This is a genomic window from Paenibacillus xinjiangensis, from assembly GCF_059686975.1.
In genome coordinates, this window is sequence record NZ_JCAALS010000016.1 from 1 (window position 1) to 12,657 (window position 12,657).

The window sequence follows — 12,657 nt, forward strand, 5'->3', positions numbered from 1 at the left end:
AAAGCAGCCCATCCTCTGATGAGGAATGAGCTGCTTTTTTAGTTTTTCAATCACTTTTACCATCTCGGAGTGCCCATTTCCTCAAAATCAAGGCTTTTGCAGGGCTCTCGAGATTGGGGCTGGCAGGATAAGAGCATTATACGGTCATTCTGTTCCTCAAAAGATAATGAAGGGGGAGAGTATTCCCCCAGCAATCCTGTATCATGGAACTGCGAGGCATCTGGTTGAGCAGATTTTATCTGAGGGGCTGCAGCCAATGGCGAGGCAGTATGTTCATATGTCAGTTGATATTAATACTGCGAATTTAGTAGGAAAACGTAAAGATTCCAACCCTGTGCTGCTAAAGATACTAGCTGAAAAGGCTTTTAGTAAGGGGGGTGAAATTCTACCAAGGCAATAACGCAGTATGGTTGGCGGATTATGTGCCACCTATATTCATTGAATTAGATTAATCTAAGTTGAGTGATTTAAACCTTGATTGGCTTCATGCCTTTCAAGGTTTCTTTTTTAGGTGGGGCTACCAGCTCTCACTTCCCAGAGTGCTCCAGCTTCCGATAGGCACGGGGGGACAAGCCGGACAGCTGCTTGAACACTCTGCCGAAGTGGGAGAAGTTCTCGAATCCGCAGTGCTCCGATACTTGAGTCACACTCCAGTTCGTTTCGCGAAGCAGATGTTCGGCTTCTTTGATCCGGGTTGTGTTGATGTACTGGGTGAAGCCGAAGCCGGTGACTTCCTTGAAGACACGGCATAAGTGGCCCTTGCTGACAAAAAATTGCTTGGCAATGTCGTCCAGATGCAGCGGCTCCCTATAGTGTTGATTAATGTGGCGGACAATATCCGTTACCCTCTGCTGAACCGGGGTAAGCTCGATATCAGGCAGATTCTTACGCTTCAGAACGTGACGAGATGTGAACAGCAGTAATTCAATCGCCATGTTCCGGATATGCAGCTGATAGCCTGGGGGACACTCGCTAAGTTCGGTCAAGAGAGAGAGAAGCAGCTCCTCCACCTGCATCCGTTCCTGCAGATTCAGTCTGATGAGCGGATGGCCATCGGCGAAGGGGGCCAGGAGCAGATCTATATCCTCCGGTGAAATGCCGTTAAAGAAGGCTTGACCAAAATGGAGGACGACTCGTTCGTGATTGGGCATGCTAAGCCCTGATGTTTTGTGTACGACGTTGGAATCGATAAGCACCATATCGCCTTGCTGGATGTGGTGAACGGAATCTCCGATAAAGAAGTTTCGTTCACCACTATATAGATAAAAAATTTCGTGCGATTTATGGTAGTGGGTATTCGTCATGGAATGATGGCCGAATCTCCGGTCGAATTCGATCCACAAGGGTTCGCTTATTGATCCATGGAGCAGTGTGTCGGGAAGCGATTGAATAGTCATGGAGAGCTCCTTTCACTGACAAAAGACTATACATATTATATCAATATATGCGGGGTTTGTGGAATATTTGTTTATTAATGCGGAGAAATAACTCCTATATTTATGCTAATCTTGGAGCAAGGAAATCAATTTTAATCAAAGAGGCCTTACCAATAGAAAGATCATGCATAATATACGGAGGAATCGATCCTATGCGCAAATTTGAATGTAACGAAGACGAAGTAAAGGAACTCATAGACCGGGTCGTACGCAAAACGATGAATATGGATTTCACTTGGAACTGGTCTTGCGGTGTAGCTTTTTACGGAATTAGCAAAGCTTGGGAAGTAACAGGCAATCAAGAATATATCGATTTTCTGGTCAAATGGGTTGATGAATATTTGGAGCTTGGGCTGCCGCCTATGATGGTCAATGCTTGTGCGATGGGGCATACAATGTTGACCCTGCATGAAGCTACAGGTGACTCGAAGTATCTTGACCTGGCGCTGATGAAAGCCGAATATTTGCGAAAAGATGCTATCCGATTCGGGGAAGGCGTCTTCCAGCATACGGTATCCTCTTCGAATGACTTCCCGGAGCAGGCGTGGGCGGATACGTTGTTCATGGCCGCTTATTTCCTTCTGCGTCTTGGATATAAACTGGACAATAAGGAATACATTGACGATGCGCTTAATCAATTTTACTGGCATGAAGAATACCTTCAGGACACGAAGACGAATTTGTTCTATCATGCATGGGATAATGTAAGAGAAGATCATCTGTCCGGTATTTACTGGGGGAGAGCGAATGCATGGGCCGCTTATACGATGGCACAGGCTTACAAAATGCTGAATCCCTTTATGCCGATGTGGATGCAGATCGGTGGGGCTCTCGGCGATCAATTAAGCGCTTTGGTCAGGCTTCAATCACCGAATGGCCTGTGGCGCACGGTATTGAATGATGAGACCTCCTATGAGGAAACTTCAGCCTCCGCAGGTATTGCCGCAGCACTTGTCGTTAATGGGCATCCGCTGCATCAGAACTATATGGCCAAAGCCTATGAAGGCATTCTGGCTAACATTGATGAAGATGGTACGGTCCGGAATGTATCTGCAGGTACGGCAGTCATGCATAGCGTAGATGATTACAAGGTCATCTCCAAGAAGAGAGCACAAGGCTGGGGCCAAGGATTAACATTGGCTTATCTGGTGGCCATGCTTCAGAATAAGGAAGTTGTCAGTAAGATATAGGTAACGAACTTTAATCGAAAACACCTATTCACGTTGAATGACGAATGTAAATTCGAATTCTCCATGAATAGGTGTTTTTTTATAGGAATAAAGCAATCATTCCACATAGTCCTGCAAGCGTACACATGACACCGCCAAAACGGGTTGATCCAATATAAACCTATTTCGCCTCCTACTTTTATGAGACCCGAATATAAGAAGTACACTGAATAAAATCATACTGCCCCCAATAATTTGTATTTTTACCAGTGTATCATTATATAAGGTGACAGGTACAGGCTTCGCTTATATGCCGCTGCTCGAATCTCCCATCTTTACTCGATATTCGTTGTCCGATCACTCGTCTACATTATTGACCATATGAATATATTTGTAGAGAAGGCGGATGAATGAAGGAGGAATGGAGCAAATGGAGAGTTTGTCTACTGCTACTAATATACATATCGGCAGCATGCCAAATATGCAAAAGATTAATGACTTTATCGAGCTTATCCGTGAAGTCAATGAGCTTCTTCAACAAGAAGAAGATCTTTATCCAGCCAATCAACGGGTGACGAAGATGATTGGACGCCTGACACAGCAATTGCGCGCCTACTACTCGCCCGAGGAAATATTGAATGTTCTAAGCAATGAATATATGGTAATGAACCAGCGTATGCTGCAGGAAAAGTTGTCAAAAGCCGAATTTCAAGTGGAGCTGGCTGATTCTCAAGCGATTTGCAGAGCAGAGGATTCCGTGCTGGATATGATTACACAGTTGCCCTACTGGACTATATATATGGCCTTGGTTAGCGAGGAGCTGTCCATGCTTCGTCAGTTGTCTCGTCATGACGGTCAGATGGAGAGGTCACCAATTGTGTTCGTTGGCAGCGGACCGATGCCGCTAAGTCCGATTATTCTTCATTTATTCTCTAATGAGGAGGTCATCTGTCTGGATATCGACCCTGTGGCCTGTGAGGCATCCCGATCTTTCCTTGAGAAAATGGGCTTGCGAACGAAAGTGGCTGTCATTATGGAGAATGGAGCAGCGTTCGATTATAGCTCTTATAACCGAATCTTTGTAGCTAGTCTCGTGAGAAATAAGCGGGCAGTGCTTGAACAGATTAGTCGTACTTCCCCAGCTCCTCTTGTAGCTGTTCGCACAGCTGAGGGGATGAAGCAAATCATGTACGAAGCGATTAATGAATCACAATTAAATAACCAGGGGTGGCGGATTCGGGGACGAACTTGTCCTGATAATAACTTGGTTATCAATTCGACGTTGTTTCTAGATCGCTATCCTTCTCCTCCTATACCGGATTGACGTAGCGTTGTTGAGTCTTTATGTTGCAGTGTGAAATATAGAGATAGTCCTCAGGTCAATATAAAACACCTCCACGTGAATGCAACCATGTCGTAAGATATGGAGATCATTTTGGAGGTGTTTTTTGCATTGGTTTACAAGAGTCATTTACCCATTTGAGTCATTGCAAGAGAGTATCTTAAAGCTGCTCACTTTCTTCGTTGCCCCAAAATAGATATTCCGTTCTTTTTATGTGGAAGTTGTTCCCATTATTCTTTCAGACGAATCTATAGTGCCGCATAAATACGCAACAAAATTCACAATCCGAGCTTTTATCAACGTGGTACCCTCCTGTACCTGCAGGAGGGCTTTTTGCATGCTCTCCGATCATTAACACGCTAATGATTATCACCACTCGCAAAAGATTATTTGGCTTATAGGAGGCATTGTTGCTCGGTAATGATTGTAGACGGCACTGTGCGATGCCCGGTAAGCTGGGGGAAATCAAACCATCACACAGGAGGCTATGCTGCATGACTTTTGTGAAGTATGAGGATCGGATCAGAGAGCAGAAGAGAAGTAGAGAGCAACGTGTCAATCAATACTCTCCTTATTGCGATCTCATCTATTATCCTTCTTCGGTTCACCCGGAGCTGAGCCTCGCGATGAGAATACTGAAGCCGCGTAAGCCCTCCCGAATATGTGTAACGACCCATGGCTGGCATATGAGCATCCCTTCCTTTACTTATATGGATACGCCTCATCAGGAAGGCGATTATTTAATTATTGAGGTGGATATGAGGGGACGGGCATTCTCTGATGGCGAGCCAGACTGTAACGGCTGGGAACTGCTTGACGTGATTGATGCCGTAAATTATGTACGCAAGCATTACGCCGATTGCATCATTGATCCTGAGGTTGTTTACTTCGAAGGGGGAAGCGGCGGCGGAGGAAATGCGTACGCGATCATCGGGAAGTTTCCTGACTTTTTTGCCGCTGCGACAGCGATGTGCGGCATTACCGATTACACGCTGTGGTATGAGCAGGACGAGCTTGGCGAGTTTCGCGATGAATTGGATGTGTGGATCGGCTTTCCTCCACAGACAAACGCTGAGGCTTATTACTCGCGAAGCGGCTTAGCGTTGTTGGGCAATGTGCTGACTCCCTTGTTCATCGCTCACGGAGAAACGGATATCCGTGTCCCTGTCCAGCATGCTTGGATGTATATGAAACGTGTGCAGGAGCTTGGGCTGCAGGAGCGTGTTAGCTATTTGGAGCTGGAGGGGGTCGGGACGAGGGAGCATTGGGGGAATGCCACGGAGGAACAGCTATGTCAGATGAGAGAGCTGAGCGAGCAGAATCGCCGGAAGTACAACGTGCCTATCGAAATACCGGCCTCCGGCGTTTTTACGGTCGCTGGTTATCTGATCACGAAGGAGTTTTCAATCATTCTGAATTCCATCGATAAGGTGGCCATGGTGACCTATGATTTGCAGCAAAATGAATTCCAAGTGACGGGAGAACAAGTCGAAGGTTATACGATTGTTCGATACAACAGAAATCGTTAGACAAATGGAGGAGCGCAGCATGTCAATCAAGCATTATTCCACAATAATCCGTTCACATATTACGAAGGACTATAAGGGAATGTACCGTGAATCAGGAGGCGCTTTCGCGTATCCGTTCCTGACTCCGGGAAGCAAGCAGTACCCCGATATTTTGTGGGATTGGGACAGCTGGCTCAGCAATGTTGCCTTGAAGCAAACTCTGCTGGAATTGGCTGACTCCGCGCTGACGGAGGAGGCTGCGGAGTATGAGAAGGGCTGCATTCTGAATTATTTGTCCTGGTGCGGCAAGGATGGCTGGATTCCGATTGTTGTCCAGCGGATAGATCATGTCGGAGATCTCAAGCCGGCTGATATTTATTCCTCCAATATGCATAAGCCAGTGCTGGCCCAGCATGCAGCGCTGCTTGTCAAGCAAGCGGGCGGGGATGCGGAATGGCTAAGGGAGGGCTTGTATCCTCTGCAGCGATTCGTGAATAATTACCGCAATCATCACAGACACAGCACAGGTCTGTACCTTTGGCAGAATGATCATGCCATAGGAGTGGACAATGATCCATGTACGTATTTCCGTCCGGCACGCAGCTCGGCTTCCATTTACTTAAACTGCTTAATGGTCAAGGAGCTTGAAGCGCTGAGTTATTTATGTGCAGCTCTCTCTCTTAATGAAGCAGCGGCTGATTACGACAAGGATGCGAGGGAGCTTAAGGCGGCGATTGCGGAGCATTGCTGGGATGAGAAGGATGGTTTCTTCTATAGTGTCGATGTGCTTCTGTTGCCCAAGGGTTATACTAGCGGCCTGCACAGTGGCCAGCCGCGAGATTGGGACTGCCTGATTCAACGGATCGGTGTATGGTCGGGCTTCATGGCCTTATGGGCAGGGGTAGCCACGCCCGAACAGGCGGAGCGAGTCGTTGCCGAAAACTATCGCGATGAGCGCACCTTCCATGCCGCTTATGGCGTCAGGACGCTGTCGAAGCTGGAGAAAATGTACAATGCCCGCGCTACACGCAACCCGTCCAACTGGCTGGGGCCGATCTGGGGAATCGCCAACTACTTGACCTTCCGCGGGCTGGTGCAATACGGCTTCGAACAGGATGCCAGGGAATTGGCCGAGAAGACCATCACCTTATTCGGCAGAGACATCGAGCGTTCTGGCGGGATGCATGAATATTACCAACCGGACAATGGTGAGCCAATTCTGAACAAGGGCTTTCAGAATTGGAACTATCTCGTATTGAACATGATTGCATGGCTGGAAGGAAAGCCATTTGTCCATGAATGTTAACGAACAGGAGGCACTTATATGGAGATGGAGGAAAGATCCTTCAAGACGGTCGGCGCCAGCATAGGTTCCCCGTCACAGCCTAACAAGAAGAAGCGGATCGGCAAAATTATCGCTCGTGACAGGTGGCTGTATTTTATGCTGCTGCCAGGCATTATTTATTTTATTCTATTCAAGTATTTCCCGATGTGGGGCGTATTGATTGCTTTTAAGAATTACCAGCCTTTTCTGGGCTTCTGGCAAAGTGATTGGGTAGGGCTCAAGCATTTCACTCGTTTTTTTAGCGAGCCAACCTTCTGGATGCTGTTTAAAAATACGGTTATACTCGCGATTTACAATCTGGTTTTATTTTTTCCTCTGCCGATCATCGTCGCGCTGATGCTCAATGAGGTACGCAAGGAGTCCTTGAAACGATTTATCCAAACGATGGTCTATATCCCCCATTTCTTCTCGTGGGTTGTAGTGGTGGGGATCTTCTACATGCTCTTTACGGTTGAGGGAGGTATCGTGAATGAGTTGATCGTGAATGTGGGCGGGGAACGGGTTAACTTTCTCATTAGCGCCGATTGGTTTCGAACCATGATTATGAGCGAAGTAATCTGGAAAGAAACGGGCTGGGGGACGATTATTTTCCTTGCTGCACTCGCAGGCGTAGATCCAGGTCTGTATGAGGCGTCCAAAATCGATGGTGCAGGGCGCTGGCGCCAGTTGTGGCATATAACGCTTCCTGCGATACGCAGTACGATTATTATTTTGTTCATCCTGCGGCTTGGCCACTTTATGGATACAGGCTTTGAACAGATTATCTTGATGCTGAATGCAATGAACCGCGAGGTGGGGGAGGTCTTCGACACCTATGTGTATTCGGTAGGGATTAACCAGTCTCAATTCAGCTACAGCACGGCTGTAGGATTGTTCAAATCCCTGATCGGGCTGGTGCTGGTGCTGGCTACCAATGCGTTAGCCAAAAAAGCTGGGGAAGAAGGCATTTATTAAGGGGAAAGGAGGAATTGAAATGAGAGACCGATCATGGGGTGGACGGTTATTTGACGGTGTTAATCTGACTCTGCTGCTACTATTCGCAGCCGTAACCGTGCTGCCGTTTCTGTACATGGTACTTGGCTCGTTCGCATCGCCGGAGCAATTTGCCAAGCAGGGCATGGTATTAATCCCAACTAAGTTTTCTGTGGAGGCTTACACCTACATTTTCTCGACCGACACGATTGTCCGAAGCTTGCTGAACACCATTTACATTACGCTGGCAGGCACCTTCATCAATATTATATTTACCGCTTTAATGGCTTATCCTCTCTCTCGCAGAGAATTGCTGGGGCGTAGGTCGGTCATGCTGATGGTTATCTTCTCGATGCTATTTAGCGGAGGCATGATTCCTACCTTTCTAGTCGTCAAGTCACTGGGATTGATAGACTCGCTCTGGTCTTTATTACTGCCGGGTGCGATTAGCGCCTTCAATCTGATTATATTAAAAAATTTCTTTCAGCAAATGCCGGAAGGCATTGAGGAATCGGCGAAAATCGACGGCTGCAATGATCTGATCATTCTGATCAAGATTGTACTGCCCCTATCGCTTCCTGCGATTGCGACCTTTTCCTTGTTTTACGCAGTGGGCCATTGGAACTCGTTTTTTTCTGCAATTCTGTATATCAACGATACAGCCAAATGGCCGATTCAGGTTATTCTCAGGCAGGTCGTCATTATGTCTGAGGGTGGGATCGGTGATTCCAGTCAGGTGAGCGATTCCTTCACCATTCCGCCGCAGTCGATCAAGATGGCCGTTATTACGGTATCAACGCTGCCAATCTTAATCGTGTATCCATTTTTGCAGAAGCATTTTGCAAAGGGCGTACTCTTGGGTTCGGTTAAAGGATAGCGCTGAATGTTCACTCTGCTTTCATTCTTTCAGAGTGACGCTAGGCGCATAATCTTTTAATATAAAATACAAGGAAGAAAAGGGAGGATCACAATGAGGGGATCTAACGGACAACGACGCAAAGGATTGAAAATCACAGGAGCATTGCTGATTGTGGTAGGTCTGCTGGCAGGCTGTGGTCAAGGGGCAGAGAATGGTGTGAACAGCTCACCTACTGTCAATCAAGAAACGGCCAAACCAAGCGAGCCGCTAAAGCTTACGATGATGAATATGTACTATTCTGCTGAACCGCCGAAAGCAGACAATGAAGCGGTGAAAATGATCGAGCAGTACACAGGAACTGAACTGGACATTACATGGGTGCCTAACTCCGCCTACAACGATAAGGTTAATGCGACGCTGGCCGCTGGTGAGCTTCCTCAGATTATGATGATTGCAGCCAATAAAGGACAAGGCATTATTAATGCGGTACAGTCCGGCTTATTCTGGGAAGTTGGCCCGTATCTGAAGGATTATCCGAATCTGAGCAAGCTGAATTCGATGGTGCTAAGCAACATATCGATTGAAGGCAAGATATACGGTATTTTCCGCAGCCGCCCTCTGGCCCGTGAAGGGATTATTTTGCGAAAGGATTGGCTTGACGCAGTTGGGCTCGCGGAGCCGAAGACGATTGATGATTTCTACAATGTGATCAAGGCATTCAGCACAATGGATCCCGACAAGAACGGCAAGGCGGATACGTTCGGCATGTATGAGGGAAGAGGACTAAACGGGTTTCAGACGATTCTAGGCTGGTACGGTGGACCCAATCTGTATGGAATCGAAAACGATAAGGTCATTCCCGATTTTTTAACTAAGGAATATATGGAAGCGCTTAAGCTGTATAAAAGATTGTATGATGAAAAGCTTATTAACCAGGATTTCGCTGTCGTGCCGGGCACAAAACGTCAGGAGGCTATTAATCAAGGAAAAGCAGGCTTAATTATCAGTACCTTGGATGATGTGAATGCGGGCTTTAACGACTTGGCCAAGGCTAATCCTAATGCTGTACTTGACGTAGTCAGCCGGATTAATGGACCAGAGGGCGAGCGGCTGATGCTGTTTAATGGCGGTTATGTGGGTACCTATATGTTCCCGAAGACCAGTGTGAAGACTGAAGATGAGCTGAAACAAATACTGGGCTTTATGGATAAGCTGGCTGATAAGAATATGCAAAATTTATTCGAGTGGGGAATTGAAGGCAAGCATTACAAGAAGGAGAACGATAAACCGGTACGTACAGACGGAAAAGCCTATGAGACCGACATCAATTCGATCTATCAAATCCGCTTTGATGATGGTAGCCTGGCTGATGCTGGTGAGTTTGCTCCAATCGTGCACAAATATAAGCAAATGTTCAAAGACAATGCCGATATTGCTGTAGCGAATCCGGCAGAATCGTTCCAATCGCCTACACTTGCCGAGAAAGGCTCCGAGATTACGAAAATTATTCAGGATGCAAGAGTGAAGTTTATTATGGGCGATATAGATGAGGCGGGCTGGAATACCGCTGTGGAGCAATGGAAGAAGAGCGGTGGCGATAAGGTTATCGAGGAATACACTGCTCAATACTTGCAACTGAAATAATAGGCAAGCGCTATTCGTACAACGTATGCTCGGATACAATAGAGTAGAGGAATTCGTTCTCCCTTGGAGAAATGAATTCCTCGCTCATTTCGCATCCTTTGGAGGTTAGTCCGATCATGAGAATTCGTCCACCTAAGTTTTTAATACGGTTGTTTCTGTTCAGCGTGCTTCTCGGAACGCTCCCCGTCCTCGTCTTGGGGTTTCTATCCTACCAGAAATCCTCTGAGATCATTCAGGATAAGGTGGCTAAGGGCAATATGCTGAATTTGGAGCAAACCGAACAGAGGGTGGAGCAGATTCTGAAGACAGCGGATAAATCAGCGATACAATTCATCAGCTCTTCTCTAGTGAATTCAGCTTTAAACATGCCTCTAACTCCCAATCAATTTGAAACGGTGAACAGCCTGCTGCAGGGGCTTCATCAGCTTCAAGGCTTTGATTTGGGTATTTCGGATATTCTGCTGGTCAGTCTGAAGCGCGGCTGGGCGATTGATAATTCATCCGAGGTGTTTCGCCTAGAAAGCTTTAATCAAGCGGACATGGTAAGTAATTATTCAGCGTCGGCCAAAACCAGCTTCTGGACGCAAGCTGGTACTATGGGTGAGGAGGTGCATCTGGTCAAGAAGCTTCCGCTTCATTCCGCTTCGCCATCGGGCTTAATCATCGTGAAGTTCAAGAGTAAGGAGATTAATAAGCTGCTGGCTAATAACCAAGAGCTTGGTGACGTTATGATTCTGGATGAGAACGGCCTGGTGCTGGCGCATAGTGATCATTCGCAAATTGGCAAGGATTTCAGCAGCAGAGCGGAATTGCTTCCAATTCATAGCGATGCGGCTACGGTGGGGGCCTACACCACTTCTGCCAATGGAGATAAAGGTGTCACGTTCCGCAAATCGCCTTATAATGGCTGGGAGTATATATCCGTTTCCTCTGTAGAGGTGATTACGAAGGATTCGAAAGCTATTGAATGGTATACGATTACGGCTTGCCTGCTTATTCTCGCCGTTACGCTGCTGCCGTCCTGGCTGGGTGCCAGACGGATGTACAGTCCGATTCAAATGATTTACCGATCCCTGCAGGCCGAACCGGAGCACGGGAAGTCCGCAGATGCGGATGAGCTGCGCTTCATTGGCCGTCAGGTGAATGAAATGCTTGATACGAAGTATCGGTTAACAGGCATTATCGAAGGGCAGCGACGGCAGGTCGAGGAGCTTTTCATGATCAAGCTGTTTCAAGGCGAAGTGCGGGTACAGGAAATTCGGGAGAAGGTATCCGGATTTGCTTACAAGCGGGATTGGGGGCCGATCTGCGTAATGGCCGTTCAGATCGATACGTTAAAAGGCACTCGCTATAAGGAAGTGGATGAGGATCTGCTTCTGTTCGCCATAAATAATATCGTGGATGAAATCGTACCGGCCTCGGAGCGACTGAAGCCGACGGTTATGCACCGCACACAAGTCACATTGCTTGAATGCCGGGGGGAGCAGGAGGAGGGCTGGAAGAGGAGAGTGAATGAATTAGCTGCTGAGATTCGGCAGAAGGTAAGTCAGTTTCTCGAGCTTGAGGTCAGCATAGGCATCAGTCGGTTCTATCCGGCGCTGGAGGATGCAAGAATGGCGTATCAGGATGCGACAGAGTCTTTGAAGTATACGATCAGGACGGGGGCAGGCTCTGTTATTTATATCGAAGATGTCGAACCGGAAGGTACGATTCTCTCCCTTTTTCAGGGGCGAGTTGAGCAGGAACTGCTGGATGCGGTGAAGCTGGCCGATATTGCTCGGGCCGAGCAACTGCTTGAGCAGCATTTGCAGGAAGTATTCCAAGAGAAGGTGAATCACCGTGAGTATTTTGTGCCATTAACTGCCCTCCTGCTCGAATTGGTCCGTATGGCGCAGAACCTTGGTGAACCGCTGGCCTCTCTATATGATGGGGAGAAATCGTTAATCGATCAACTGTACAGGCTGAGAACGGTGCAGGAAATTAGTCAATGGTTCCGTGAGGCGCTAATGTATCCGATGATGGAGCTGTTCGAGCAGAAAAGAAAAACGCAATATATGCGGATCTCGGATCAGATGCTTGCGATGATTCACCATGAGGTGGAGACGGATCTATCGCTGGATGTATGCGCTGCCCGTTTGGGCTACCATCCGGATTACATCAGAGGCGTATTTCGCAAAGAGACCGGCATCAATTTCAGTGATTATTTATCAAGCTTTCGCTTGCAGAAGGCGAAGGATCTGCTAGTTAATACCGAATTGAAAATTGCAGAGATAGCGGAGCGGCTGCGCTACAATAACTCCCAGAATTTTATCCGCTACTTCCGTAAGCAGGAGGGCATGACTCCAGGACAATATCGTGAACAACATCTCTTAAGGGAGTGAA

Annotated in this window: 10 protein-coding genes; 9 read left to right on the forward strand and 1 reads right to left on the reverse strand. The window is 47.3% G+C overall.

Going from position 1 to position 12,657, the window contains the following annotated elements; all coding sequences use genetic code 11:
• The first annotated feature begins 166 nt into the window (after positions 1-166).
• Positions 167-400 (forward strand): RNA 2'-phosphotransferase, encoded by a 234-nt coding sequence (locus tag AC6ESP_RS16650; RefSeq protein WP_497097852.1) that lies wholly within the window; start codon positions 167-169, stop codon positions 398-400.
• A gap of 127 nt (positions 401-527) precedes the next feature.
• On the opposite strand, the gene AC6ESP_RS16655 is transcribed toward AC6ESP_RS16650, so the two are convergent.
• Positions 528-1,397: a helix-turn-helix transcriptional regulator gene (locus AC6ESP_RS16655; RefSeq protein WP_497097853.1), complete on the reverse strand. Its 870-nt coding sequence runs from the start codon at positions 1,395-1,397 to the stop codon at positions 528-530.
• Positions 1,398-1,588: 191 nt separating this feature from the next.
• Between AC6ESP_RS16655 and AC6ESP_RS16660 the strand changes: the two genes are divergently transcribed.
• From AC6ESP_RS16660 to AC6ESP_RS16695, 8 genes are all read left to right on the forward strand, one after another.
• Positions 1,589-2,626 carry a glycoside hydrolase family 88/105 protein gene (locus tag AC6ESP_RS16660; protein ID WP_497097854.1) on the forward strand — a complete coding sequence of 346 codons (1,038 nt, stop codon included), beginning with the start codon at positions 1,589-1,591 and terminating at the stop codon, positions 2,624-2,626.
• A 409-nt stretch (positions 2,627-3,035) separates the two neighbouring features.
• Complete coding sequence (locus tag AC6ESP_RS16665) at positions 3,036-3,929, forward strand: nicotianamine synthase family protein (protein ID WP_497097855.1); 894 nt, start codon at positions 3,036-3,038, stop codon at positions 3,927-3,929.
• A gap of 512 nt (positions 3,930-4,441) precedes the next feature.
• On the forward strand, positions 4,442-5,476 hold the full coding sequence (locus AC6ESP_RS16670) for an alpha/beta hydrolase family protein (protein WP_497097856.1): 1,035 nt from the start codon (positions 4,442-4,444) through the stop codon (positions 5,474-5,476).
• Positions 5,477-5,495: 19 nt separating this feature from the next.
• Positions 5,496-6,761 carry an MGH1-like glycoside hydrolase domain-containing protein gene (locus tag AC6ESP_RS16675; protein WP_497097857.1) on the forward strand — a complete coding sequence of 422 codons (1,266 nt, stop codon included), beginning with the start codon at positions 5,496-5,498 and terminating at the stop codon, positions 6,759-6,761.
• A gap of 24 nt (positions 6,762-6,785) precedes the next feature.
• Positions 6,786-7,754 (forward strand): ABC transporter permease, encoded by a 969-nt coding sequence (locus AC6ESP_RS16680; protein WP_497097968.1) that lies wholly within the window; start codon positions 6,786-6,788, stop codon positions 7,752-7,754.
• A 19-nt stretch (positions 7,755-7,773) separates the two neighbouring features.
• Complete coding sequence (locus tag AC6ESP_RS16685; RefSeq protein WP_497097858.1) at positions 7,774-8,649, forward strand: carbohydrate ABC transporter permease; 876 nt, start codon at positions 7,774-7,776, stop codon at positions 8,647-8,649.
• Between the two features lie 93 nt (positions 8,650-8,742).
• A complete protein-coding gene (locus AC6ESP_RS16690) occupies positions 8,743-10,275 on the forward strand; it encodes an extracellular solute-binding protein (protein ID WP_497097859.1) in 1,533 nt (510 codons plus the stop codon).
• Between the two features lie 116 nt (positions 10,276-10,391).
• Complete coding sequence (locus AC6ESP_RS16695; RefSeq protein WP_497097860.1) at positions 10,392-12,656, forward strand: helix-turn-helix domain-containing protein; 2,265 nt, start codon at positions 10,392-10,394, stop codon at positions 12,654-12,656.
• Position 12,657: the final 1 nt, after the last annotated feature.

Excerpts from the sequence above, each read along its gene's own strand:
- AC6ESP_RS16650 (WP_497097852.1), top strand. The coding sequence starts at position 167 with ATGAAGGGGGAGAGTATTCCCCCAGCAATCCTGTATCATGGAACTGCG.
- AC6ESP_RS16655 (WP_497097853.1), bottom strand. The coding sequence starts at position 1,397 with ATGACTATTCAATCGCTTCCCGACACACTGCTCCATGGATCAATAAGC.
- AC6ESP_RS16660 (WP_497097854.1), top strand. The coding sequence starts at position 1,589 with ATGCGCAAATTTGAATGTAACGAAGACGAAGTAAAGGAACTCATAGAC.
- AC6ESP_RS16665 (WP_497097855.1), top strand. The coding sequence starts at position 3,036 with ATGGAGAGTTTGTCTACTGCTACTAATATACATATCGGCAGCATGCCA.
- AC6ESP_RS16670 (WP_497097856.1), top strand. The coding sequence starts at position 4,442 with ATGACTTTTGTGAAGTATGAGGATCGGATCAGAGAGCAGAAGAGAAGT.
- AC6ESP_RS16675 (WP_497097857.1), top strand. The coding sequence starts at position 5,496 with ATGTCAATCAAGCATTATTCCACAATAATCCGTTCACATATTACGAAG.
- AC6ESP_RS16680 (WP_497097968.1), top strand. The coding sequence starts at position 6,786 with ATGGAGGAAAGATCCTTCAAGACGGTCGGCGCCAGCATAGGTTCCCCG.
- AC6ESP_RS16685 (WP_497097858.1), top strand. The coding sequence starts at position 7,774 with ATGAGAGACCGATCATGGGGTGGACGGTTATTTGACGGTGTTAATCTG.
- AC6ESP_RS16690 (WP_497097859.1), top strand. The coding sequence starts at position 8,743 with ATGAGGGGATCTAACGGACAACGACGCAAAGGATTGAAAATCACAGGA.
- AC6ESP_RS16695 (WP_497097860.1), top strand. The coding sequence starts at position 10,392 with ATGAGAATTCGTCCACCTAAGTTTTTAATACGGTTGTTTCTGTTCAGC.